Source organism: Ureibacillus xyleni, assembly GCF_900217795.1.
Classification (GTDB): Bacteria; Bacillota; Bacilli; order Bacillales_A; family Planococcaceae; genus Ureibacillus; species Ureibacillus xyleni.
Map to the genome: position 1 here is coordinate 1 of NZ_OBMQ01000002.1, position 23,880 is coordinate 23,880.

At 35.6% G+C, this 23,880-nt stretch carries 26 protein-coding genes and 1 rRNA gene; 24 read left to right on the top strand and 3 right to left on the bottom strand.

Features of this window, described 5'->3' with window-relative positions; all coding sequences use genetic code 11:
* Nucleotides 1-151 precede the first annotated feature (151 nt).
* The 5 genes from rrf to tsaD all read left to right on the top strand — a co-directional run bounded on the left by rrf (nt 152) and on the right by tsaD (nt 3,322).
* Nucleotides 152-267 (top strand): 5S ribosomal RNA (rrf, locus tag CRO00_RS03950).
* A gap of 443 nt (nt 268-710) precedes the next feature.
* The gene (gene tsaE, locus CRO00_RS03955; RefSeq protein ID WP_097072373.1) at nt 711-1,163 is read left to right on the top strand and encodes a tRNA (adenosine(37)-N6)-threonylcarbamoyltransferase complex ATPase subunit type 1 TsaE; all 453 of its coding nucleotides are present in this window, start codon (nt 711-713) and stop codon (nt 1,161-1,163) included.
* On the top strand, nt 1,160-1,864 hold the full coding sequence (gene tsaB, locus CRO00_RS03960; protein ID WP_097072374.1) for a tRNA (adenosine(37)-N6)-threonylcarbamoyltransferase complex dimerization subunit type 1 TsaB: 705 nt from the start codon (nt 1,160-1,162) through the stop codon (nt 1,862-1,864). The genes tsaE and tsaB overlap by 4 nt, the downstream gene beginning before the upstream one ends.
* 1 nt (nt 1,865) lies before the next feature.
* Nucleotides 1,866-2,309 (top strand): ribosomal protein S18-alanine N-acetyltransferase, encoded by a 444-nt coding sequence (gene rimI / locus CRO00_RS03965; RefSeq protein ID WP_097072375.1) that lies wholly within the window; start codon nt 1,866-1,868, stop codon nt 2,307-2,309.
* Nucleotides 2,309-3,322, top strand: coding sequence for a tRNA (adenosine(37)-N6)-threonylcarbamoyltransferase complex transferase subunit TsaD (tsaD, locus tag CRO00_RS03970; RefSeq protein ID WP_097072376.1), 1,014 nt, complete (start codon nt 2,309-2,311; stop codon nt 3,320-3,322). Before rimI ends, tsaD begins: the two co-directional genes overlap by 1 nt.
* A 470-nt stretch (nt 3,323-3,792) precedes the next feature.
* On the opposite strand, the gene CRO00_RS03975 is transcribed toward tsaD, so the two are convergent.
* The gene (locus CRO00_RS03975; protein WP_097072377.1) at nt 3,793-5,730 is read right to left on the bottom strand and encodes an ABC-F family ATP-binding cassette domain-containing protein; all 1,938 of its coding nucleotides are present in this window, start codon (nt 5,728-5,730) and stop codon (nt 3,793-3,795) included.
* A gap of 198 nt (nt 5,731-5,928) precedes the next feature.
* On the opposite strand from CRO00_RS03975, the gene CRO00_RS03980 reads away from it, so the two are divergent.
* The 3 genes from CRO00_RS03980 (at nt 5,929) to tatC (ending at nt 7,701) form a co-directional block, all read left to right on the top strand.
* The gene (locus CRO00_RS03980) at nt 5,929-6,561 is read left to right on the top strand and encodes a redox-sensing transcriptional repressor Rex (protein WP_097072378.1); all 633 of its coding nucleotides are present in this window, start codon (nt 5,929-5,931) and stop codon (nt 6,559-6,561) included.
* Between the two features lie 79 nt (nt 6,562-6,640).
* The gene (locus CRO00_RS03985) at nt 6,641-6,850 is read left to right on the top strand and encodes a twin-arginine translocase TatA/TatE family subunit (protein WP_097072379.1); all 210 of its coding nucleotides are present in this window, start codon (nt 6,641-6,643) and stop codon (nt 6,848-6,850) included.
* A 20-nt stretch (nt 6,851-6,870) separates the two neighbouring features.
* On the top strand, nt 6,871-7,701 hold the full coding sequence (gene tatC, locus CRO00_RS03990) for a twin-arginine translocase subunit TatC (RefSeq protein ID WP_097072380.1): 831 nt from the start codon (nt 6,871-6,873) through the stop codon (nt 7,699-7,701).
* A gap of 148 nt (nt 7,702-7,849) precedes the next feature.
* Here the strand turns inward: tatC and CRO00_RS03995 are convergent, their stop codons facing one another.
* Nucleotides 7,850-8,758, bottom strand: a complete 909-nt coding sequence (locus CRO00_RS03995; RefSeq protein ID WP_097072381.1) for a LysR family transcriptional regulator — start codon at nt 8,756-8,758, stop codon at nt 7,850-7,852.
* Between the two features lie 570 nt (nt 8,759-9,328).
* Here CRO00_RS03995 and CRO00_RS04000 point away from each other — a divergent pair.
* From CRO00_RS04000 to CRO00_RS04020, 5 genes are all read left to right on the top strand, one after another.
* Nucleotides 9,329-10,561: an ABC transporter substrate-binding protein gene (locus tag CRO00_RS04000; RefSeq protein ID WP_097072382.1), complete on the top strand. Its 1,233-nt coding sequence runs from the start codon at nt 9,329-9,331 to the stop codon at nt 10,559-10,561.
* Between the two features lie 80 nt (nt 10,562-10,641).
* Nucleotides 10,642-11,523 (top strand): branched-chain amino acid ABC transporter permease, encoded by an 882-nt coding sequence (locus CRO00_RS04005; RefSeq protein WP_097072383.1) that lies wholly within the window; start codon nt 10,642-10,644, stop codon nt 11,521-11,523.
* Nucleotides 11,524-11,534: 11 nt separating this feature from the next.
* Nucleotides 11,535-12,590, top strand: a complete 1,056-nt coding sequence (locus CRO00_RS04010) for a branched-chain amino acid ABC transporter permease (protein WP_237658321.1) — start codon at nt 11,535-11,537, stop codon at nt 12,588-12,590.
* Nucleotides 12,587-13,384, top strand: a complete 798-nt coding sequence (locus tag CRO00_RS04015; RefSeq protein ID WP_097072384.1) for an ABC transporter ATP-binding protein — start codon at nt 12,587-12,589, stop codon at nt 13,382-13,384. The genes CRO00_RS04010 and CRO00_RS04015 overlap by 4 nt, the downstream gene beginning before the upstream one ends.
* A complete protein-coding gene (locus tag CRO00_RS04020) occupies nt 13,377-14,108 on the top strand; it encodes an ABC transporter ATP-binding protein (protein WP_097072385.1) in 732 nt (243 codons plus the stop codon). The genes CRO00_RS04015 and CRO00_RS04020 overlap by 8 nt, the downstream gene beginning before the upstream one ends.
* Before the next feature lie 170 nt (nt 14,109-14,278).
* Here the strand turns inward: CRO00_RS04020 and CRO00_RS04025 are convergent, their stop codons facing one another.
* Nucleotides 14,279-14,704, bottom strand: coding sequence for a PaaI family thioesterase (locus CRO00_RS04025; RefSeq protein ID WP_097072386.1), 426 nt, complete (start codon nt 14,702-14,704; stop codon nt 14,279-14,281).
* A gap of 428 nt (nt 14,705-15,132) precedes the next feature.
* Between CRO00_RS04025 and CRO00_RS04030 the strand changes: the two genes are divergently transcribed.
* The 11 genes from CRO00_RS04030 to CRO00_RS04080 all read left to right on the top strand — a co-directional run bounded on the left by CRO00_RS04030 (nt 15,133) and on the right by CRO00_RS04080 (nt 23,814).
* Entirely contained in the window at nt 15,133-16,470 is a 1,338-nt protein-coding gene (locus tag CRO00_RS04030) for a phenylacetate--CoA ligase family protein (protein ID WP_419865854.1), read from the top strand.
* The gene (locus CRO00_RS04035) at nt 16,467-17,477 is read left to right on the top strand and encodes an NAD(P)/FAD-dependent oxidoreductase (protein WP_097072388.1); all 1,011 of its coding nucleotides are present in this window, start codon (nt 16,467-16,469) and stop codon (nt 17,475-17,477) included. Before CRO00_RS04030 ends, CRO00_RS04035 begins: the two co-directional genes overlap by 4 nt.
* Before the next feature lie 27 nt (nt 17,478-17,504).
* Nucleotides 17,505-17,744, top strand: a complete 240-nt coding sequence (locus tag CRO00_RS04040; protein ID WP_097072389.1) for a ferredoxin — start codon at nt 17,505-17,507, stop codon at nt 17,742-17,744.
* Nucleotides 17,745-17,821: 77 nt separating this feature from the next.
* Entirely contained in the window at nt 17,822-18,772 is a 951-nt protein-coding gene (gene paaA / locus CRO00_RS04045) for a 1,2-phenylacetyl-CoA epoxidase subunit PaaA (protein WP_097072390.1), read from the top strand.
* 13 nt (nt 18,773-18,785) lie between these two features.
* Nucleotides 18,786-19,133: a 1,2-phenylacetyl-CoA epoxidase subunit PaaB gene (gene paaB / locus CRO00_RS04050; protein WP_097072391.1), complete on the top strand. Its 348-nt coding sequence runs from the start codon at nt 18,786-18,788 to the stop codon at nt 19,131-19,133.
* A complete protein-coding gene (paaC, locus tag CRO00_RS04055) occupies nt 19,130-19,918 on the top strand; it encodes a 1,2-phenylacetyl-CoA epoxidase subunit PaaC (protein ID WP_097072392.1) in 789 nt (262 codons plus the stop codon). The genes paaB and paaC overlap by 4 nt, the downstream gene beginning before the upstream one ends.
* A 16-nt stretch (nt 19,919-19,934) precedes the next feature.
* A complete protein-coding gene (gene paaD / locus CRO00_RS04060; RefSeq protein ID WP_097072393.1) occupies nt 19,935-20,429 on the top strand; it encodes a 1,2-phenylacetyl-CoA epoxidase subunit PaaD in 495 nt (164 codons plus the stop codon).
* Between the two features lie 15 nt (nt 20,430-20,444).
* A complete protein-coding gene (locus CRO00_RS04065) occupies nt 20,445-20,747 on the top strand; it encodes an EthD family reductase (protein WP_097072394.1) in 303 nt (100 codons plus the stop codon).
* Nucleotides 20,747-21,520 (top strand): enoyl-CoA hydratase/isomerase family protein, encoded by a 774-nt coding sequence (locus tag CRO00_RS04070; RefSeq protein WP_097072395.1) that lies wholly within the window; start codon nt 20,747-20,749, stop codon nt 21,518-21,520. Before CRO00_RS04065 ends, CRO00_RS04070 begins: the two co-directional genes overlap by 1 nt.
* A gap of 1 nt (nt 21,521) precedes the next feature.
* On the top strand, nt 21,522-22,295 hold the full coding sequence (locus tag CRO00_RS04075) for an enoyl-CoA hydratase-related protein (RefSeq protein WP_097072396.1): 774 nt from the start codon (nt 21,522-21,524) through the stop codon (nt 22,293-22,295).
* 13 nt (nt 22,296-22,308) lie between these two features.
* Nucleotides 22,309-23,814, top strand: coding sequence for an aldehyde dehydrogenase family protein (locus CRO00_RS04080; RefSeq protein ID WP_097072397.1), 1,506 nt, complete (start codon nt 22,309-22,311; stop codon nt 23,812-23,814).
* Nucleotides 23,815-23,880 lie beyond the last annotated feature (66 nt).

A 23,880-nucleotide genomic window follows, 5' to 3' on the forward strand; every position in this document is an offset into this window, starting at 1 on the left:
GAGGTAGATAGGTTCGAGGTGGAAGTGTGGTGACACATGGAGCTGACGAATACTAATCGATCGAGGACTTAACCAATTTTAGCTTGAAGTTTGTATGTCAATGTCTTTATCCAGTTTTGAGAGAATAAGCATCTTTCAACTAAATATGTGGTCTAGTGATAATGGCAAAGAGGTCACACCCGTTCCCATACCGAACACGGAAGTTAAGCTCTTTAGCGCCGATGGTAGTTGGGGGCTTCCCCCTGTGAGAGTAGGACGTTGCTAGGCAAAAAAACACCACTAAATTTTAGTGGTGTTTTTTAATACGTTTGTATGATTGCAAATCTAGTCAAAAGTAAAGTCACATAAATAAAAATTTTCATAATAATAATGATAGTAACAGCTTTTTCTAAGAGGTGGTTTTATGAAGAATCGTAAGCGCTATCGTAGAAATTTATTTACATTATTATTTATTGGTGTTGCAGCATTAATTGTATTAATTATTAATTTTATTTCTCTATAATCTTTCAATCATTTACTCTATGTAGTTACCTCGTAAAAGTTATTATTATTTTAAAACTATTGAATAATTGCACGTCACAATCATTTAATCAAGCGCAAGCAGAATGATTGAGATGTGCTTTTATTCATTCATTTAGGTAATACACTTTGAACATTTATGATTGTTTAGGTAAACTAATGGTAATGTAATTGTGAGAGGATAAATGTTTATGGAATATGAAATAGAAATTATGTCATTGGAAGAGACTCAAAAATTAGCTAATAAATTAGCTCAACTAGTTGATGCTCAAGATACTATTACACTTGAGGGCGACCTTGGTGCAGGGAAAACGACATTTACTCAAGCGTTTGCAAAAGGCCTTGGAATTACAAGAACGGTAAATAGTCCGACTTTTACAATTATGAAACAATATGAAGGAAGGTTACTCTTCAATCATTTAGACGTTTATCGGTTAGATGACAGCGACGAGGATCTTGGTTGGGATGAAATCTTTTATGGTGATGCTGTTACTGTCGTAGAATGGGCACACTTAATAGAAGATTACTTACCTGAAGAGCGGCTAGGTATTGAAATTTTCCGCACTGGTGCGGAAAGTAGAAAAATTGTATTGAAACCGATTGGTGCTCATTATGAAGGATTGTGTGAGGAGTTATTGAAATGATTTGGTTAGGAATAGAAACATCTAATGCACCTCTATCTATTGCTGTAGTAAAAGATGGACAAGTACTTATTGAAATTGTGCAAAATTTAAAATTAACGCATTCTGTAACAGTTATGCCAACGATTGAGGAACTATTAAAAAAAGTAAATATAAAACCTGCAGAGATTGATGCCATCGCCGTATCAGAAGGACCTGGTTCGTATACTGGTCTTCGTATAGGAGTTACCATTGCTAAAACTCTTGCATGGTCATTAAAAAAACCTGTTGTTGGAGTATCTAGCTTAAAAGTGTTAGCCGCCAATGGCCAATTATTTAATGGTCTTATTTGCGCATTATTTGATGCACGCAGACAAAATGTTTATGCTGCGGCCTATAAACCTGATTTATTCGAAACTGTTATTAAAGAACAACATATTTCGATTGAAGAATTATTGCAGCAGCTAAAGGAATTGAATAAACCTGTAATGTTTGTTGGATTGGATGCAGAAAACTTCCAAGATAAAATCAGTGAGTATTTAGGAGAACTTGCTTATTTTGCACCAAAATCTCTTTATTTACCTAGAGCTTCGAAACTAATTGAACTTGTGCAAAATGAGCCTTTACCAAGTATCGAAGAAGTACATTCTTTTGTTCCGAAATATCATCGTATTGCCCAAGCTGAAGCAGAATGGATCAAGGAACAAAAGAAAGGAAATCAATAAGATGGTACTTTATCGAAAAATGACCCCTGACGATGTGGAAGCAGTTCACAAAATTGAGTTAGCTTCTTTTCCTACCCCGTGGACACTAGATTCCTTTCATTATGAAATGAGGGAAAATCCATATGCCCATTATATAGTAGCAGTAGCTGATGATGGGTATATAATTGGATTTTGTGGTATGTGGGTGATCATTGATTCGGCTCAAATTACCAATGTAGCTGTTGTTGAGTCTACTCGTGGGCAGGGCATTGGTGAAGGATTGATGCGGGAGGCAATAAAGGTTGCTAAAGAACGTGGTGTTGAGTCTTTAAGTTTAGAGGTACGCGTATCGAACATAATTGCACAAAACCTTTATCGAAAACTTGGGTTTCAAGATGGAGGTATTCGAAAAGGATATTATACAGATAATCAAGAGGATGCTCTTGTCATGTGGGTGAATTTATAATGAAAGATACAATTATTTTAGCAATTGAGACAAGTTGTGATGAGACCGCAGCAGCATTAATTCGTAACGGTTCAGAAATCGTATCAAACGTTGTAGCGTCTCAAATTGAAAGCCAAAAGCGATTTGGTGGTGTTGTTCCAGAAATAGCTTCGAGGCATCATGTTGAACAAATCACCATTGTAATTGAAGAAGCGTTGGAGAAGGCAAATATGCAGCCTTCCGATATATCGGCAGTTGCTGTGACGGAAGGACCTGGGTTAGTGGGAGCCTTACTAATAGGAATTAATGCAGCGAAGGCTTTTGCATTCGTTCATAATTTGCCGATTATTGGGGTACATCATATTGCGGGCCATATTTATGCAAATGCACTTGTGCAACCGATGGAGTTTCCTCTTTTAGCTCTTGTTGTTTCTGGTGGTCATACAGAATTGGTTTTAATGAGGGAACATGGGAGCTTTGAAGTAGTCGGTGAAACACGGGATGATGCTGCAGGAGAGGCATATGATAAAGTAGCAAGAGTGCTCAATATGCCGTATCCAGGAGGACCGCATATTGATCGCTTAGCTCATGAAGCAGAAGAATCAGTTGATTTTCCTCGTGCTTGGTTAGATGAAAGTTACGACTTTAGTTTTAGTGGATTAAAATCAGCAGTAATAAATTATAAACATAATATGGATCAACGTGGTGAAGAGATTGTACCAGCACATGTTGCGAAAGGTTTTCAAGATAGTGTTGTAGAAGTATTGACAACAAAAACGTTGAAAGCTGCACGTGAATTTAATGTAAAACAAGTTATTGCTGCAGGTGGCGTTTCTGCTAATAAAGGGTTACGAACTAGTTTAGAACAGGTATTTCTAGAAGAAGGTATTCCATTTACTGTTCCTCCATTAAAATTATGTACTGATAATGCAGCAATGATTGGTGCTGCTGCTGCTTATATGTATGAAGCAGGGGTACGAGGAGATTTATCTATGAATGGAGTGCCAGGGAAAGAATTAAAAAGTTGGAAATAAGAAAAATAATAATAAAGCAAGTTGTTTTAAGATGTCCTATATTAGGGCATCTCTTTTTTTGTCGAAAAAACTTATCCACACTCACTTATCCCCAATAATTCTAGATTATTTATCTTTCTATCTTTTGTGGAATTTTTCTGAAAACTTATCCACAGGTTGATAGTAATTTTATAAAAATGTCAAGACGAACATTCGTACTTATTCACATTTTGGGGATAAGTTGTGGGTAACTTGTGATAAACCTATATATAGTGTTGATTTTTGCACACAAGAATGTGGATAAATAATTTTTTACTTGTGGATAATGTGGAAAAGTCTGTTGATATGTTGATATGACTAACTTTATGGTGTGAATAAATTTGTGGGTATATTTTATCGAATTTTGTCTATTGACCAAGATATATGTAAATTATTCATAAATAATAAAATACCATGCACATTCGTTGTACATGGTATTATATATACCCACATTAAGAATTAATATTCTCTAGTTCTTCATTTAATTCAAGCCATTGTAACTCTTTTTCATCATGCTCTAGCTTGGCATTATCTAGGTCGTTTTGTAGGACTAGCACTTTTTCATGGTCACGGAAAATATCAGGGTCACATAATTTTTCTTCTATCTGTGCAATTAGCTCTGACAGTGTAGCCATATTTTTTTCAAGTTCTTCAATTGTCCGTCGAATTTGTCGTTCTCGCTTTTTTACATCTTTATCAATTTGAGATGTAGTTTTAACCGGTGTTGTAGCTTGAGTTTCTTTTGTTTGAGCTTTCATCTCTGCTAATTCTTGTAGTTCTTGCTTTTTCTCTAAGTAATAATCATAGTCACCTAAATATTCAAAGGAACCATCGCTAGACATTTCAACTACCTTTGTTGCTATTCGATTAATAAAATAACGGTCATGAGATACAAATAGAAGAGTTCCGGGATAATCAATTAATGCATTTTCCAACACTTCTTTACTATCAAGGTCTAAATGGTTTGTTGGTTCATCTAGAACTAGTAAATTTGCCTTTTGCATCATTAATTTCGCTAATGCAAGTCTTGCTTTTTCTCCACCAGACAATGAGTGGACAGGTTTTGAAACATCATCACCACTAAATAGGAATCGTCCTAAAATTGTACGAATATCTTTTTCAGTCATTAATGGCCATTCATCCCACAACTCAAGAAGAACAGTTTTGTTACCTGTTAATTTTGCTTGTTCTTGATCATAATAACCAATTTGAATATTTGCTCCATAACGAATATCACCATGTAAAATAGGTAAGTCTTTTACAATTGTTTTTAACAGAGTAGACTTTCCAACACCATTTGGACCTACTAGCGCGATACGATCTTCGCGGAAAAGACGCATTGAAATATTTTTGGATATTGTCTCACCTTGATAGCCAATTGTTAAGTCATCTATAGAAAGGACGTCATTACCACTTTGGCGTTCAATTGTAAAACCAAAATTTGCAGAACGTTCATCACCATCTGGGGAGTCCATCCATTGTGTTCGTTCTAACACTTTTCGACGACTTTGGGCCATTTTAGTAGTGGAAGCACGGGCAATGTTTTTTTGGATAAAAGCTTCTAATTTTGCTTTTTCATCTTGTTCTCGCTCAAACAATTTTAAATCGCGTTCATAATTTTTCGCTTTTTCTTCTAGATATGCACTATAGTTTCCAACATATTTTGTTACTTGGTGACGACTAACTTCATATACAATAGAAACAACTTGATCTAAAAAATAGCGGTCATGGGAAACGATTAGAATTGCTCCGTCATAACCCTTCAAATAATTCTCTAACCAACTTAACGTTTCGATATCTAAATGGTTGGTCGGCTCGTCTAAAATAAGCAAATCTGGATTACTTAATAAAAGCTTTGCAAGGGCGAGTCTTGTTCGTTGCCCACCCGAAAGAGAAGAAATCAGTTTGTCGTAATCTTCAGGATAAAATTGCATTCCGTGTAATACCGATCGTGTATCTGCTTCGTATTGATAACCACCTGCATCTTTAAAATCATGCTGAAGTTGATCATATTCTGCCATAATCCGATTATAAGTTTCTGGATTTTCGTATACAGATGGATCGGCCATTTTTTGTTCTAGTTCACGTAATTTTTTTTCTTGATTTCTTAGTGGAGCAAAAATTGTCATCATTTCGCCCCAAATGGATAATGTGGACTCTAGCCCTGAATGTTGTTCTAAATAACCTAGTTTCACATCCTTAGGTATGATTATCTCGCCAGAATCATAGGACATTTGACCAGCAATAATTTTTAGTAGTGTGGATTTCCCAGCACCGTTACGCCCAACTAAAGCAACACGATCACGATGTTGAACTTCTAATTTAACGCCACTTAATATTTCATCTGTCGCAAAAGATTTATATAATTGGTTTACTTGTAATACAATCATTTTTTACACCTCAGTTTCACTATCATTAGTGTAATGGATGGGGTAATTGTGCGCAACGAGGAGACTTTACTTATTTCAACATGTTTAGTAAGATGATAACGATTTCTATAAAAATTTCTTTATTAATATAATAAGGTTCAGCCTTTTAAAAATGATAAAATTGGTAGTGTATTGGTTATATTGTTAGGGGGATATTGTTTGAAACAGGAAATGAAAATACCACAAGCTACAACAAAAAGACTTCCTCTGTATTATCGGTTTTTGCAAAATTTCGCAAATGAAGGGAAAAGGAGAATTTCCTCGCAAGAACTTAGTGAAGCAATGAAAATAGATTCCGCTACGATTCGGAGGGACTTTTCCTATTTTGGAGCGCTTGGCAAAAAAGGATACGGATACGATGTTCTTTATTTACTAGAGTTTTTTAGACAAACTCTTGACCAAGATGAAGGTGCTAATGTCGCCTTAATTGGGGTTGGGAACCTTGGTAATGCTTTTTTAAAGTACAATTTTCAAAAAAATCATAATACAAGAATCGTAGTGGCTTTTGATTCTAAAGCACCACATGAAGGTACAGAAGTGAACGGAATTCCAGTTTACCATCCGGATCGATTAGAGGAAATGTACCATGAATATAACGCAGAACTTGCTATATTAACCGTGTCTTCAAGGTCTGCTCAAGTGATGACAGATCGACTTGCTGCCATTAACGCAAAAGGAATATTGAACTTTACACCTGTTAGATTAAATGTGCCTGAATCAATGAAGTTAATGAATATTGATTTGTCGGTTGAACTAGAGGCATTAATCTATTTAATTCGTAATAGTGACTGACGTAAAGTGTTCACATTATCTATTAGCAAAATGCGACAAGATGCGTTAAAATGTACATATAATAGAGGAGGTGGCTATCGTGGTTGTGCATTTAAATGCAATTGGACCAGTGAGCCTAGTTATCATCGGGATTGTAGCATTATTAATCTTCGGGCCTAAAAAGTTACCAGAGCTTGGAAAGGCATTTGGTTCAACGCTTCGTGAGTTTAAAAAGGGTACTAAAGGATTAATGGATGATGATGATCATGACACTAAGAAAGTTATTGAGCATAAAGACGAAAACAAGTAAGTTAGGGATGTCTCATTAAAATGAATCCAAAAGAACTCACTGTTATTGAACATATAGAAGAATTAAGAAAGCGCCTATTTATATGTGCAGCTTATCTAGTAGTCGCACTAATTGGAAGTTTTTATTTAGCTGAACCAATTATTAAGTACATTCAACACCAAGGTGAAGCTGATAAAATTACATTAAATGCCTTTAATGTAGCGGACCCACTTACCGTTTATTTAGAAGTAACTTTTGTTGTGGCATTGGTTATAACTTCACCAATTATTCTTTATCAATTGTGGGCTTTTATTACACCAGGCTTACACGAGAGAGAGCGTAAAGCCACATTAAAATATATCCCTTATTCATTTCTATTGTTTATTGGTGGACTAGCATTTGGCTATTTTGTTTTATTCCCAAATGTTTTGAACTTCATGATGAACTTATCAAATAATCTTGAAATTGAGCAAGAAATAGGTATTAATGAATACTTTTCATTTTTATTTAAGCTTGTTGTTCCTTTTGGATTATTATTCCAATTACCAGTTGTAACACTATTCTTAGCACGACTAGGAATTCTGAATCCAAAGCTTATGGTGAAATTCCGTAAGTATTCATATTTTGTTTTGTTTGTACTAGCTGTGTTCCTTGCACCTCCAGATTTGATATCCAATTTATTAATTGCTATCCCATTATTTATTTTATATGAAATAAGTATTGTGATTGCGCGGATTGGTTACAAAAAGTATGAAGCTGCGGAAGCTTTGAGAGTGAAAGAGGAAAAAGAAGCAGAACAAAAACTACAAGTTGAACAAGCCTTAGCTGAACAACGTCGTCAAATCGAGGAAATGCGTAATCTTAAAGGATAAACTTTCATCGTGAGAAATAAATATTAATGTAGTGCACTTATGTAGATGGACAAATCTCATAGGTGCTTTTTTAATGCATTAGTAATGGGGCTCGTATGTAAATGTTTTACCGCTAAGTTTTGGAGCCCCATATTGGTAGAGGGGATAATTATAAAGTAACAAATAATTTATCTAGGTCAGATGTTTTCACCTTGTTAAACATGCTAATAAAATTACGGGCATTTTTTGATAGATAGCGATTCTTTGGCCAAATAATCGTAGCCTTAGATTGAATATTGCAATCTACAAAATCGAGTATTTTAATTCCCTTTGTACTAAGCTTATCCAAACTATTGCGCGGTAAAATTGTTACCCCCAAGCCTTCTTTAATAAGTGAAACAATCATAGCAAGGTCAATACAATCACAAATAATATTTGGTGAGAAACCATGTCTTCTAAATTCATCAATAATAATTTTAAACGTATTACAATTTCGATGACGATAAAAGGATAAAAATGGAACGTCTTTTAAACTTTTCATTTCAATTGGTCCATCGAGTTGCCATATTTCGGGTGTTACTAAAACATATTGTTCGCTAGGTAACGACAATGAATCGAATCGATCGTCTTCTATAGGTTGCTGAATTATAGCGACATCAATTTCTTTTCTATCTAAGCTTTCTGTTAACGAAAATGTATCACCTTCATTTAATTTAAAGCGTAAATCGGGATACTGTTTGCTCATAGTGACGATTTTTTCTGTTATATATGATTGGCAAGTTTGATCAACGCCTATCGAAAGTAGACCTTTAATGCCTTTTCCTACCTCTTTGACTTCAAATATCGTTTCTTCAAAATTAGATAATAAAGATTTTGCTTTTTTATATAGGATACTACCGGATTCAGTAAGTATCATATTACGGCCATTTCGATCGAATAACTGACACTCAAGTTCTGATTCTATTAACTTTAATTGATAACTAAGGGGGGGTTGTGCCATATGTAATTTCTTTGCTGCCTTTGTAATTTGACCTTCCTCTACAATTGTGACGAAATACTTCAATTGTCTTAAATCCATCTAGTCTCCTCCTTTATCTATATCTTTTTTATTCAGTATTCAGAAAATTTCATATTTATTCTGTATGATAACATATATTGGAGATTTTTAGTATATAACATTTTAGTGTTTGTAGTTTTTTTTCTGTAATTAATCGTAATGCAGTGAATTAAATCATTGCATTACGATTTAGAACGTTGAATTTATTGGTTTCTTAAGGTGATAAAAGTAGTTGACTAGTGCATAAATTATGATTAATATAACTGTATTTTTTATAACGATTATAAATGTCTTATACTTTTTTTATATATAATATATACAAAAAGAATTTTTTAAGTATTTAAAATATTTGGTGAAACATGTTAATCTTCTAAATAAGCTAGCAATATATTATGAAATATCTACAATATCATTAATTAATTGTTATTAATGTGCGATATTTCTACTTTAGTGCTAGTTTGTTGCTCAGTGCAAAAATAAGATATGTTTTTAATTTTTGTATTGGGGAACAAGAAAATGTAAGCAATTATTTGGAAAAAGGGGCTAGATATTTGCTTACAACAAAAATTAGAGAAATAAGGGGTGTTTTTAGTGAAAAAAGTATTCTTATCTCTTTTTGTTCTGATGACAATGATATTTTTAGCAGCATGTAGTTCATCAGACAATTCATCAGAAACAAAAGAAACCTCAACAGAGCCAGCAAAAGAAGATGCAGCAACTGCTGAACCAAGCGGCGATGGGGAACCAATCAAACTTGTAGGGATTTTCTCATCATCTGGGGGAGCTGCGGCACTAGGTGAGCCTGAATTAGAAACTATTAAAATGTTAGTAGAAGAAAAGAATGCTGCTGGCGGCATTAATGGTCAACAAATTGAATTGATTACTTATGATGACAAATCAGACCAAAACCAAGCAATTTTAGCGATGAAAAAAGCGCTTACTCAAGATGAAGCGACAGTTGTAATTGGTGGAACAATAAGCGGTAACGCACTTGCAATGTTACCACTTGCAGAACAATATGAGACACCATATATTTCACTTGCAGCAAGTAAACAAGTATATGTTGATGAAAGTGGAAAAGCTCGTAAATGGGTATTTAAAATGCCACAAGATGATCAGTTAGCAGTAGAACGTATTCTACAATACTTAAAAGAAAAAAATCTAACAAAAGTTGCATGGCTAAATGTAGCAAACTCATATGGTACAGGTGGACATGACGAGTTTAAAAAATATGCACCTGAATACGGAATTGAAGCGGTAATTGAAGATGAATTTGAAGCAACAGTTAAAGATGCAAAACCTTTATTAACACGTGTGAAAAAAGAAAATCCTGATGCAATTATTGTATGGGGTACAGTGCAAGAATCAGCAGTTGTTATTAAAAATATCCGTGAGTTAGCTTTAGAAATGCCAATTTTAGCGAGTCACGGAATTGCAACAGAACAATTTATTGAAGTTGCAGGAGATGCGGCAAATGACGTTATTCTACCAACTGGTAAATTACTTGTTGCTGACAGTTTAGAAGATTCAAATCCACAAAAAGAAGTGTTGTTAAGTTATAGCAAACAATACACAGATAAGTATAACAAACCAGCAAGTACATTCGGTACGTATGCAGCAGACGGTTTCAATATCGCTGTAAAAGCAATTGAAGCAAAAGGTACTGACCGTGCAGCTATTCGTGACTTCATTGAAAACGAATTAGGTGAGTACATCGGTGTTACAGGTATCTTTAACATCACACCTGATAATCACATGGGTCTTGCTCCAGATAGCTTTGAAATGGTTCGCATTCAAAGCGGTGAATGGGTTCTTGAAAATTAATATGTAAGTTATTAATGAGCATTGAAGTTTCATCCAATGCTCATTATTTTTCAAATTTTTTTGGATGGAGGAGGATCCCAATGGAAGTACTATCTCAAATGATGCAACTGCTGTTTTCAGGGTTAACCCTTGGAGCTATATACGCACTTATAGCAGTTGGTTTCGTGGTCATTTATAACGTTACCGGAATATTAAATTTTGCCCAAGGTGAGTTTGCTATGTTAGGGGCACTGACTTGTATTTCCCTTGTTAATATGAATGTACCTCTATGGTTAGCAATTATCCTTAGTATTGTCATTGTTGCAGCAATCGGGGGGATTTTTGAAAGAACAGCGCTTCATACAGCAAGAAAATCATCGGTTACAACCTTAATCATTATTACGATTGGTGTATCAATTGCGCTACGTGGTTTAGCGATTCTTATTTGGGGTACACAGGTACAAACTTTACCTCCATTTACAGATAACACACCGATTTCAATTTTAGATGCTGTATTGTTGCCACAAAATATTTGGGCTGTAGGTATCTCAGTTGTCATCTTAATTTTAATGATGTATTTCTTCAACTACACATTTGTAGGAAAGTCACTTACAGCATGTGTAGTTAATCCATTTGCAGCACGCCTAATGGGGATTAATCCGGAAAAAATGTCCTTATTTGCAGTAATCGTAAGTGCTGGTGTCGGTGCTTTAGCAGGAACGGTTATTGCACCAATTTCAGGTGCTACTTATGATATGGGGATGATGTTAGGGATTAAAGCATTCGTAGCAGCGGTAATCGGTGGATTAACAAACGCACCCGCAGCTATTGCAGGAGCATTTTTAATTGGTATTCTTGAGGCATTTACTGAAGGATTATGGTCATCAGGATTGAAGGATGTTGTAACTTTCTCATTCTTATTGTTAATTTTGTTTGTTAAGCCAGAGGGATTATTTGCAAAGGCTTCAGGAAAACGTGTATAGGGGGATTCATAGTGAATAGTAAAAGCTTGAAATTAATTTATAACAATAGTATTCTGGGTCCCATTATCTTTTTTGTTTTGTTGTTTTGTGTTCCTTTAGTATCCTCATCTAATTATCTATTTTCTATTTTAACGATGGTTGGCTTTTATGCACTTGTTTGTATAGGTCTCACAACTTTAACAGGATATGCAGGTCAAATATCTTTAGGGCACGCTGCGTTTTATGGAATTGGGGCTTATTCATCTGCAGTATTAACAGGCACTTATGGGTTGAATCCATGGGTTGCTATTATAATTGGAGCAATAATTTCAGCTGTAGTTGCTTTAATCGTAGGTATTCCAACCTTTAAGTTAAAGGGTTACTATTTGGCTCTTGCTACTCTTGGATTTGGAATTATTGTTTATACATTATTTAAAGAATTAAGCACTATTACGGGTGGCTCTAATGGTTTCTTTGGAATTCCACCAATTAGTCTCTTTGGCTTTGAGTTTATAACAGATACAAGTTATTTCTATTTAATTTGGATTTTTGTATTTTTCGCTATATTATTTACACGTAATATCATTCATTCTCGTATCGGACGTGGATTAAGATCCATTGAAGGTAGTGAAATTGCTGCCGATGCCGTTGGGGTTAATTTAATGAATTATAAACTACAAATTTTTGTATTAAGTGCTATTTTTGCGTCTGTTTCAGGATCACTCCTTGCTCATTATGTTTCGTTTATCAACCCTGATTTATTTGTAGCAAATACATCTATCTTCTTCTTAATCATGGTTATTATGGGTGGAAAGGGCAATATTTGGGGTTCTATCGTTGGAGCAGCTATGTATGTATTACTTGATGAAATATTAAAACATTATGTACCAATGCTTTTACCAAATGTTGGTGGGCAATTTGAAATTGTTTTCTTTGGAATATTGTTAGTATTGACGTTAATTTATATGCCAGATGGTTTAGTGCCGAGATTTGAAAAATTAATTTCTAAGTTTAAGAAAAAGACGCCAACTAATGGTGCGCTACAATCTACTATTTCAGCGAATGCAACTGGAGGCGACAACAAATGAGTAACAAAAGACCAATATTAAGTGTAGAAAATTTAACGAAGGTTTTTGGTGGAGTTGTTGCCGTAGATAATGTCTCCTTTACAGTCGATGAAGGAGAAATCTTTGCAGTTATTGGTCCGAATGGTGCAGGGAAATCGACCCTGTTTAATATGATTACTGGGGTTTTGCCAAGTTCTTCAGGCAATATTTATTTCCAAGAGAAGCGTTTAAATCGTAAAAAGCCTTACCAAATTGCCCAAATGGGAATTACACGTACTTTTCAAAACCTTGAAGTATTTGACAATATGTCGGTTATTGAAAATGTTATGACAGGTGCTCATATCACAATGAAAACGAATATTTTAACAGCGGGTTTAAGGTTACCAAGTGTAAAAAAAGAAGAAATTAAAACAATGGAACGTGCTATAGAGGCATTAGAAGCAGTAGGGATAAGTGACTTAGCATATGAGATGGCGGATCGATTGCCTTATGGTAGTCAACGTCTCCTTGAAATAGCACGTGCAGCCATCTCAAATCCAAAGTTAATCCTATTAGATGAACCAATGGCAGGTTTAAACTCGGAAGAATCGAGACAATTAGTAGAAGTAATTTTAAAAATGAGAGAAAAAGGAATGACCTTCTTATTTGTCGAGCACGATATGGAAACGGTTATGTCTATTTCTGATTCAATTGTCGTAATTGATAATGGAGTTAAAATTGGCGAAGGGACACCTGAAGAAATTTATCAAAATCCACAAGTTGTTGCTGCCTACCTAGGGGATGAAGAGGAAGAAGGTGTAGAAGCATATGCTTAAAGTTAATAATTTACACACGCATCACGGCTATTTACATGTATTAAACGGTATTAATTTTGAACTATCAGAAGGGGAGCTACTAGCAATAGTTGGTTCAAATGGTGCTGGAAAGAGTACTCTTCTGGGAACATTGGCAGGTGTATATCGTGCGAGTAGTGGGTCAATTGAATATAAAGAAAAGGATATTACAAAGCAAAATGTACAAAGAATGGTATCTTCCGGTATTATTCTAGTACCTGAACGTAGACAAATTTTCTCTTCGCTTTCAGTAAAAGATAATTTAATGCTGGGCGCTTATCATCGTTATCGTCGAGATCATAAAAATGTGCATAATGAATACGAAGAAGTATTGGAACTATTTCCACGTTTAAAAACGATGTTAAATAGACCAGGTGGATTGTTATCTGGTGGAGAACAGCAAATGTTAGCGATTGGTCGTGGATTAATGGCGAATCCTAAAGTACTTATGTTAGATGAGCCGTCTCTTGGGTTAGCACCATTAATCGTTAAGGATATTATGCAGATTTTAAGAAAGCTTTGTGATGAACGTGGGGCAACGATTATCTTAGTTGAACAGAATGTTAAGGCTGCTCTAAAAGTAGCTGATCGAGGCTGTGTACTTGCTCATGGTCAAATTGTTATTTCCGGGACGTCTCATGAACTATTGAATGACCCAAAAGTACAAGAAGCATACTTTGGCAAAGTGGAAGCGGCGAAGGTATAAATATAGTGATAAAAGATCTGAACTTAGGTAACTCTAGGTTCGGATTTTTTAGTTTAATAAATAAAAAGATGACTTTTCAAAGGGAAAAGCCATCATCGTACTATAACAAGTAAAATATGATCAGTTGTAAATTAATCCCCTTTTCGTATTTCATACTACCTTCGAATCTACTACTCTTTTACAAAATACTCACTTTTAACGTAAACCATCGCTTCCATTGTTGCAATTAACTCTTCTTCACTAAAAACTTTAATGGAATACCACGCCAATTTTCTAGTTCGTCTTACTTCATTTGCTTCAGCACGTAACAGCTTATTTGGGTAACCTGCAGAAAGATAGTTAATATTATTATTAACACCAACAGCAATTTGGCCATATGAGTTGCTTGCGGCAGCAAATACAAAGTCTGCTAGTGAGAAAATGACCCCTCCATGGACAGTGCCGTGAGAATTTAACATATTCTCTGTAGGCATAACCTCTGCAACCGCACTACCATCTTCAGCAGAAATTAATTTAAAGCCTAAAAAGTTAGCATACGGCTCAGCTTGAAGTGTTTTAAAAATCGTTTCTTTACGCGTACTCAAGTTATTTGCCATCAAAATCCCCCTTTGTACAAAGTATATAAAAAAAAATACGGTAGTAGATAAATATGAAATACATTTATAAATGTAACATTAGAAGATATCTAGGTGCAAAGAAAATAAAAGATTAATATACGAATATGCGTTTTAAGGAAGAGAAAATAGGTAATATATAAATAATGTAGATAATCTATACATTATTAGTATTAGGTCTACAGATAAATGTATTGTATAATATTTTACCTATTTATAAAATTCGAAAAAGAATAGAAAAGTAACCTTTTAGAGAATATTTCAGTATTTTTATAGAAAAGTATTCAAAATTTATTGACAATTCCATGTAAATATTTTATTCTTTGGTAACAGAACGAAAAAAATACGTTCCGACTTGAAAGTGTTATATAAGGGGTAAACACTTTACTTATTTAGCCAAAGGGGGGGCAATGATGTATTCACCTGAAATCGAAACATTGTCTAGGGAGAAAATGCAAGAACTTCAACTTTCTCGTCTTAAGGGTACGGTTGAAAGGGTTTACAATAATGTGCCATTTTACAAAGAAAAGTTAGATGAATTAGGAATTTCACCATCAGATATTAAAACGATTGAAGATGTCAGAAAATTGCCGTTTACGGTTAAAAAGGATCTACGTGATCAATACCCATTTGGACTATTTGCTGTTCCACAAAAGGATATTGTTCGTATACATGGTTCGTCCGGTACAAGTGGCAAACCAACTGTTGTAGGTTACACAAAAAAGGATATCGACAACTGGTCAGACCTTATAGCTCGTGCAATTGTTACAGCTGGCGGTTCTTCAGAAGATATATTCCATAATGCTTATGGATATGGATTGTTTACAGGTGGCATAGGTTTCCATCATGGAGTTGAAAAATTAGGTGCTGCAGTTGTACCGATTTCCGGTGGTAACACAGACCGTCAAGTAACGTTAATTAACGATTTTAAACCTCGTGGGATTGGTGGTACACCTTCCTACATTTTAAATATAGCTGAAAAGTTAGAAGAACTAGGAATTGCGCCAGAAAACAATGGATTAGAATATGGTATTTTTGGTGCAGAACCATGGTCAGAAGAAATGCGTAAGAATATAGAAAGCAAACTTGGCATCAAAGCAATGGATGTTTACGGATTAAGTGAAGTAATGGGGCCAGGTGTTGGAATAGAATGCTATGTAGCACAAGATGGTTTACATTTAGCGGAGGATCATTTTATTTTTGAAATTATTAATCCAGATACACTGCAACCTGCAGCTGACGGAGAAGATGGAGAACTAGTTATTACGTGCATAACAAAAGAAGCTCTTCCATTACTTCGATATCGAACAGGTGATATTACATCAATTACAAAAGAGAAATGCACTTGTGGTCGTACTACAGCAAGAATGGCACGAGTTAAAGGTCGTACTGACGATATGATTATTATTCGCGGTGTAAACGTTTTCCCATCTGAAATTGAGAGAGAATTACTTAAAGTAAAAGAATTTGCTCCACATTACCAAATTCACTTATGGAAAAAAGGAAACATGGATGCACTTGAAGTGAAAGTAGAACTTACTCCAAGTTTCTACCAATCAATAGCAGGTGATTTAGAAAATGATGCAGTTCGTAAACTTAAGAAACAAGTACAACATGATTTGAAAAATGCTTGCTTAGTTTCTGTTGAAGTAACAATTCAACAACCATTAAGTGTACCACGATCAGAAGGTAAAGCTGTTCGTGTAGTTGATCATCGTAAAGAACTTGTTGAGGAGGCGGTAAGATGACAAATCTACCAATAATAGATGTAACGATTATTGGTGGTGGACCTGTCGGGATGTTTTCAGCATTTTATGGTGGAATGCGCGGAATGAGTGTCAAGATTATTGAAAGCTTACCGCAATTGGGTGGACAGTTGTCTGCCCTCTATCCCGAAAAATATATTTATGATATTGCTGGTTTTCCGGAAGTAAAAGCACAACAGTTAATCGATAACTTAGAAAAACAAATGAAAACATTTCCAGTAGAAGTTTGTTTAGGTGAAAGTGTTCAATCCGTTGAAAAGAATAAAGACGGGATCTTTATTATTAAAACAAATTTACACACACACTATTCTAAAACAATTTTAATTACAGCAGGAAATGGCGCTTTTAATCCACGTCCTTTAGGTATTGAACGTGAAGAAGAATTTAAAAACGCTAACCTACATTATTTTGTTAACGATTTAGAAAAATTCCGGGATAAAAGTGTGATGGTACTAGGCGGAGGAGATTCAGCAGTTGATTGGGCTTTAATGCTTGAGCCAGTTGCAAGTAAAGTAACGCTTGTACACCGTCGAGATAAATTCCGTGCACATGAGCATAGTGTTGAAAAGCTACATGCTTCTAAAGTTGAAGTGTTAACACCATACATTCCAACCAAGCTTATTGGTACAGATAGAATCGATCAAGTGGTACTAAATCATGCTAAAGATGAAGCGCAAACATTATTAAAAGATGTTGATGAGGTAATTGTTAATTTCGGATTTGTTTCAACTTTAGGACCAATTAAAGATTGGGGCTTAAAAATCGAGAAGAACTCGATTGTAGTTAACTCACGAATGGAAACAAATATTGAAGGAATATTTGCAGCAGGAGATATTTGTACTTATGAAGGTAAAATCAAATTAATTGCCACTGGATTTGGTGAAGCACCTGCAGCAATTAGTAATGCAAAAGTATACATTGACCCATCCTCAAAAGTACAGCCTTTACACAGCACTAGCATAATGGAAAACAAAAAACAATTCGTGTAATTGAATCATATATTAGGAGGGGATCAAATGGCAAAGTTCACTCGAATTAATCAAGAAACATGTATCGCATGTGGTTCTTGTGGTGCCTGTGCGCCAGAAATCTTTGACTATAATGATGAAGGTATTGCTTTTGTACTGTTAGATGATAATCAAGGAATCGAAGAAGTACCAGAAGACCTTTATGATGATTTAGAAGATGCAATTAGTGGTTGCCCAACAGATTCTATTAAAGTATCTAGTCAACCAATTGAATTACAAGAAATCTAGTTTCGTATTTTTTTGCATATCAATATAACTGAAATTAAGTGTTTGTTATTAAAAATGTTATATAGGAGGGTATAAAAATGACAGCTGATGTATTGTTGGAAAAGGATTTACAAGCTCAATTTGAAGAGCGAATCGCAGCAGGTGACAAGATTGAGGCAGATGATTGGATGCCAGAGGAGTACCGTTTAGCATTGATTAAATTAATTTCAATGCATGGTATTAGTGAAATTATGGGTGCATTACCTGAAAAAGAATGGGTACCAAAAGCACCAACGTTATATCGTAAGCTTGGAATTATGGCAAAAGTACAAGATGAAATGGGCCATGGTCAGCTATTACTTCGAGTGGCAGAAGATTTAATTAAGCCATTGGGGAAAAACCGTGAAGACCTAATGCAGGACCTGTTTGCAGGACGTTTAAAATTCCATAACGTGTTCCATATGGCAACTAAATCATGGGGTGATGCAGGTCTAATCGGTTGGTTAGTAGATGGCGCAGCAATTATTACACAAACGAATATGTTAAATGCATCGTATGCTCCTTATGCTCGTGCTCTACAACGCATTTGTGCAGAAGAAGTATTCCATGCTCAACATGGTGAAGCAATTATTTTAGCACTTGCAGAAGGCACAGAGAAGCAAAAAGAAATGGTTCAAGATGCCTTAAATCGTTGGTGGGAAGCGTTATTATTCTTCTTTGGGCCTCCATCAAGCGATACAACTGGTTCAACTAAACAAGATATCACAATCAAATACAAAATCAGAATTAATACAAACGAGGAATTACGCCAAGGTTTCTTATCTAAGTATATTCCACGTATTCAATCTATCGGCTTAACTATACCTGATCCAACATTACGTTTTGACGAAGAAACTCAAAAATGGATATATCAACAACCTAATTGGGAGAACTTCAAGAAAATTCAACGTAATGAAGGACCAAAATCACAAGAACGCTTAAAACTTCGCCGTACTTCTTATGATGACACTGCATGGGTAAGAGAAGCATTAAGTGCTCAAATCGGATAAGGGGGATCTAAAAATGGGGAACGAATCATTCTACCAAGAATTTGAAGTGTTTAGTCGTCGTACAAAAACATCACCATTTCAACATCAATTTAGCTTATTAGCGCCTAACGAAGACATTGCAATGGTAATGGCACAAGAAAACTTTATGCGCCGTGAGCCTGTTGCAGATATTTGGGTAGTTAAACGCGATCATATCCGTGGGCTAAATTCAGAAGAACGTCAAATAGTAGAACGTTTAGATAATAAAGATTACCGTTTAACAAAAGGTTATGGTTATCTACGTAAAAAATGGCGTCAGTACGAACAAGGTATGTTTGATGAAAAAGAAATTTTATCTTGGGCTGGAGGTCAGAAAAAATGACACAAAAATTCGAAAATCCAGTAGTTGAACTATTATTCCAATTAGCAGATGATGATTATCTATTTTCATATCGTGGTTCAGAATGGTTAGGATTAGCACCACATATTGAAGAGGACGTAGCATTTTCTTCTATTACACAAGATACAATGGGCCACGCAACAGTATACTATCGTTTACTTGAAGGGTTAGGTTTAGGTGCGGCGGATTCTCTTGCGCATATCCGTCCTGCAGCTGAACGTAAAAATAGTATTTTAGTGGAACGTCCAAATGGTGAAGGGTGCTACATGGAAAATCCACGTTATGATTGGGCATATGCAGTGGCAAGAAGCTACATTTATACAACAGCTAAAAAGATCAAAATAGATTCTTTAAAATCTAGTTCTGACCAATCATTGGCAGAAGCTGCAGTGAAAATTAGCATGGAATTATACTACCATTTACTTCACTGGAAAACTTGGTTTGTACAATTATTTAATGCAACTGAAGAAGCCAGAAATCGCATGACAAAGGCTCTAGAAAAAGTGGTTGCAGATAGTGGCGATTTATTCTCATTTGGTGATGCAGCTTCAGAAATTACAAATGCTAGTTTAATTGAATCAGAACAAGTTCTATTAAATCGTTGGACGGAATATGTTAAACCAGTGTTTGAAACTATTAAAGTTGCTGTTCCTACATTCGGTAAACCAGAGCGTAATGGTCGTAACGGTGAACATACAAATGAATTACAAGATGCAATTGATACAATGTCCGAGGTATATGCAACAGACTTAGCAGCAGCTTGGTAAAGAGGAGGGGAAAAGAATGACAGCTGTAGATACTAAAGATCAAATCTATCAAGTGCTTGAGACAATAAAAGATCCTGAAATCGACACGGTGAGTGTTCTTGACTTAGGGATGGTAGAGCATGTGGAAATAGAAGGTGGGCATGTCACAATAAAAATGCTACCAACGTTTTCTGGCTGTCCTGCACTAAATATAATCCAAGGAAATATCGAACGTGCTGTCAAAACGGTTGAGAATGTAGATTCTGTGGAAGTTCAATTTATTTTCAACCCTCCTTGGACTTCCGACAGAATCACTGAAAAAGGAAGAGAAGGGTTAAAGCAATTTGGTATTGCTCCACCGCCAAAATACTTAGAAGAAGACGGCTCATGGCATGTAAACTGTCCATATTGCAATTCTGAATACGTGACGATGGAAAATATTTTCGGTCCTACTGCATGTCGTAGTATTTTATATTGCAAAAGTTGTAAAAACCCATTTGAAGCTATGAAGCCTATATCAACATTAATGTAAAAAGGAGAGATAACTATGGCTAAATTAATCGCACTTTATAGTCAGCCACAAGACCCAGCTGCTTTTGATCAACACTATTATGAGGTACATGTACCAATCACTGAAAAAATTCCAGGATTACGTGAAATGCGTGTAACGAAATTTTCAGGTACACCTATGGGAAAAGAATCACCTTATTACTTAATGTGTGAAATGATTTATGACAGCATGGAAGATTTAAAAAATGGTATGCGTTCTGATGAAGGGAAAGCATCTGGTAAAGATTTAATGAGTTTTGCTGGAGACATCGTTACATTAATGATTGGTGAAGATGCTTAATGGCATTTGAATTCATTGAAACTTCCAAACAATCTTATATTGGATTAGTGGAGTTAAATCGACCAAAACAATATAATGCGTTAAATCGTACAATGGTGCGCGAAATAGTTGAGGCATTAGAAAACTTCGATCGTGATGAAGATATCCGTGTCATTGTAATGTCAGGTCGGGGTAATGCTTTTTCAGCTGGAGCAGATATTGACGAAATGGCGTATGACGATTCGATTAAACTTGAACTATTAAACCAATTTGCAGATTGGGATCGTATTTCTTTAATAAAGAAACCGATTATTGGAGCAGTTCAAGGTTTTGTATTCGGCGGTGGTTTTGAGCTTGCGCTAAGTTGTGACATGCTTATTTCAGCTGAAGGAACTGAATTTTGCTTCCCTGAAGTTACTCTTGGCGTAATGCCAGGTGCAGGGGGAACACAGCGACTAACAAAACTCGTTGGGCGTACAAAAGCTTTAGAATGGATTTGGACTGGAAATCGGATTAAAGCAAAAGAAGCCCTTCAATACGGTATTATAAACAAAATCGTACAACGAGAAGTATTAATGGAAGAGACGTTGAAGATTGCTAGTTCCATCAGTAATCAACCACCGCTAGCTATTCGCTTAATTAAAGAGTCGGTAAGTAAAGCGGTGGACTATTCACTTTATGAAGGTATGCAATACGAACGGAAAAACTTCTACTTATTATTCTCATCAGAAGATCAAAAAGAAGGTATGCAAGCTTTTGTAGAAAAGCGCAAACCTCAGTTTAAGGGGCAATAACATGTACGAAACAATCGAATATGTGGTAGCTAACAATGTATGTACGATTCTTTTAAATCGTCCAGATTCTCTAAACGCTTTTACAGCTAACATGAATCGTGAGCTTCAACAAGCAATTAAACAAGCTGAAAAAGATTCAAATGTTCGTTGTATTGTAATAAAAGGAGCCGGAAAAGGTTTTTGCTCTGGACAAGACCTATCCACGGTAGATAAATCAATGGATCACGGTGAAGTGTTAACAACTTTATACGGTCCAATGGTTAAACAAATCTACAATTGCGAAAAACCAATAATAGCTGGTGTTCATGGGGCGGCAGCTGGAGCTGGTTTTAGTTTAGCCTTAGCATGTGATTTTAGAATTATGGCGGAAAAGTCCTTTTTCTTAAATGCATTTGTGCATGTTGGGTTGATACCAGACTCTGGGAATCTATTCTTTTTAAAACAACTTGTTGGAAATGCAAAAGCGTTAGAAATCTCTGTTTTAGGAGAACGGATTTTACCTAATGAAGCTTTAGCTTTAGGTTTAGCTACAAAAGTAGTGGCTAATGAAACTTTTGATGAAGAAGTAGCTTTGTTTGCTGAGAAAGTTGCAAATCTTCCAACAAAGGCAATCTCATTAATGAAGCGTACATTACGTGCAGCAGATGAGTTATCTTTTGAAGAGTTTTTAGCATATGAAGCACAAGGGCAACGAATTGCGGGTTTAACAAAAGATCATCGAGAAGGTGTTCAAGCTTTCACAGAAAAAAGAAAACCTATTTTTGTAGGCGATTAAAGGAGAGATTGAAATGTCAACTGTAGAAGAAAAAGTCTCATTAAAACGTGAATATTATCATCTAATTATTAATGGAGAGAAAGTAGAAAGTAGTAATGGTGCAACAATTGATACTTTTAACCCTGCAACAGGTGAATTAATTGCTAAAGTTGCTAAAGCGACGAAAGAAGATGCTGAGCGTGCAGTACAAGCAGCTCGTGACGCTTTTGATAATGGAAAGTGGAGTAAATATCCAGTATCTCGTCGTGCACAAGTATTAAATAAAATTGCTGCGATTATGCGTTCTCGTTTTAACGAGCTTGTTGAACTTGAAATCTTAGATACAGGAAAATCTTTAAGTGCAGCTCAAGGACAAGTACATCAAGCAATTGAAGACTTTGAGTTCTATGCAGCAGCAGCAGTTGGACATCGAGGTGTAGTAAATAACTTACCAGGCCAATTCAGTAACTATACTGAAAAAGAAGCAGTTGGTGTTTGTGCTCAAATTATTCCTTGGAACTACCCTTTAATGATGGCAGCTTGGAAAATTGCTCCTGCAATCGCAGTTGGTTGTTCGGTAGTAGTAAAACCAGCTTCTTTAACTCCATTAACAGCAATCATTTTAGGTGAGATTTGTCTTGAAGCAGGAGTTCCTGCCGGGGTTGTAAATATCGTACCAGGTTCAGGTTCTGAAGTTGGAAACTATTTAGTAGAACATGAATTAGTAGATAAAGTGGCATTCACAGGTTCTACACCAATTGGGAAAGATATTATGAAGAAAGCTTCAGATACATTAAAGCGTGTTACTTTAGAGCTTGGTGGTAAATCTCCAAATCTAGTATTTGAAGATGCAGATATTGATGCTGCGGTAGATGGCTCATTATATGGAATCTTCTACAATTCAGGTCAATCATGTGAAGCACGTTCACGTTTATATATTCAAGAAAGCATTTACGATGAATTCATGGAGAAATTTGTTGCAAAGGCAAAACAAATTAAACTTGGTGATCCTTTTAGTAAAGAAACACATATGGGCGCAATCATTGACCAAGCACAAGTTGATGTGATTGACGGATATGTACAATCTGCTAAAGAAGAAGGAGCGACAATTCTTCTTGGTGGTAAAGTGGCTAATGTGGAAGGTTACGAAAATGGTTTCTGGTACGAGCCTACTATCATTACAGACGTTACGCAAGAAATGAAAGTAGTTCAGGAAGAAATTTTTGGGCCAGTTGTTGTAGTTAGTAAGTTTAAAGATGAAAAAGAAGCAATTCATCTAGCAAACGATACAGAATTCGGTTTAGGTTCTGCTGTTTGGTCAAAGGATGGTGCACGTGCTACACGTGTCGCAAATGCAATCCAAGCAGGTATCGTAATGGTGAACTGTCCATTCTCTGCAATGCCAGGTACGCCATTTGGTGGTTACAAACAATCAGGTTTTGGACGTGAACTTTGTATCGAAACGTTAGATCTTTACACAGAAACTAAGAGTATTATCTCTTATTACGGTAGTCGCCCATTAAACCCACTAGGCTTATAAAATACGAAAAAGAATAGGGGATTGTTCTCCTATTCTTCTATTTTTTAATTTGCTAAGTGCTTCAAA

Coding starts and splice junctions, on each gene's coding strand:
- tsaE (WP_097072373.1), top strand. CDS start 711: ATGGAATATGAAATAGAAATTATGTCATTGGAAGAGACTCAAAAATTA.
- tsaB (WP_097072374.1), top strand. CDS start 1,160: ATGATTTGGTTAGGAATAGAAACATCTAATGCACCTCTATCTATTGCT.
- rimI (WP_097072375.1), top strand. CDS start 1,866: ATGGTACTTTATCGAAAAATGACCCCTGACGATGTGGAAGCAGTTCAC.
- tsaD (WP_097072376.1), top strand. CDS start 2,309: ATGAAAGATACAATTATTTTAGCAATTGAGACAAGTTGTGATGAGACC.
- CRO00_RS03975 (WP_097072377.1), bottom strand. CDS start 5,730: ATGATTGTATTACAAGTAAACCAATTATATAAATCTTTTGCGACAGAT.
- tatC (WP_097072380.1), top strand. CDS start 6,871: ATGAATCCAAAAGAACTCACTGTTATTGAACATATAGAAGAATTAAGA.
- CRO00_RS03995 (WP_097072381.1), bottom strand. CDS start 8,758: ATGGATTTAAGACAATTGAAGTATTTCGTCACAATTGTAGAGGAAGGT.
- CRO00_RS04005 (WP_097072383.1), top strand. CDS start 10,642: ATGGAAGTACTATCTCAAATGATGCAACTGCTGTTTTCAGGGTTAACC.
- CRO00_RS04015 (WP_097072384.1), top strand. CDS start 12,587: ATGAGTAACAAAAGACCAATATTAAGTGTAGAAAATTTAACGAAGGTT.
- CRO00_RS04020 (WP_097072385.1), top strand. CDS start 13,377: ATGCTTAAAGTTAATAATTTACACACGCATCACGGCTATTTACATGTA.
- CRO00_RS04025 (WP_097072386.1), bottom strand. CDS start 14,704: ATGGCAAATAACTTGAGTACGCGTAAAGAAACGATTTTTAAAACACTT.
- CRO00_RS04030 (WP_419865854.1), top strand. CDS start 15,133: ATGATGTATTCACCTGAAATCGAAACATTGTCTAGGGAGAAAATGCAA.
- CRO00_RS04035 (WP_097072388.1), top strand. CDS start 16,467: ATGACAAATCTACCAATAATAGATGTAACGATTATTGGTGGTGGACCT.
- CRO00_RS04040 (WP_097072389.1), top strand. CDS start 17,505: ATGGCAAAGTTCACTCGAATTAATCAAGAAACATGTATCGCATGTGGT.
- paaA (WP_097072390.1), top strand. CDS start 17,822: ATGACAGCTGATGTATTGTTGGAAAAGGATTTACAAGCTCAATTTGAA.
- paaB (WP_097072391.1), top strand. CDS start 18,786: ATGGGGAACGAATCATTCTACCAAGAATTTGAAGTGTTTAGTCGTCGT.
- paaC (WP_097072392.1), top strand. CDS start 19,130: ATGACACAAAAATTCGAAAATCCAGTAGTTGAACTATTATTCCAATTA.
- paaD (WP_097072393.1), top strand. CDS start 19,935: ATGACAGCTGTAGATACTAAAGATCAAATCTATCAAGTGCTTGAGACA.
- CRO00_RS04065 (WP_097072394.1), top strand. CDS start 20,445: ATGGCTAAATTAATCGCACTTTATAGTCAGCCACAAGACCCAGCTGCT.
- CRO00_RS04070 (WP_097072395.1), top strand. CDS start 20,747: ATGGCATTTGAATTCATTGAAACTTCCAAACAATCTTATATTGGATTA.
- CRO00_RS04075 (WP_097072396.1), top strand. CDS start 21,522: ATGTACGAAACAATCGAATATGTGGTAGCTAACAATGTATGTACGATT.
- CRO00_RS04080 (WP_097072397.1), top strand. CDS start 22,309: ATGTCAACTGTAGAAGAAAAAGTCTCATTAAAACGTGAATATTATCAT.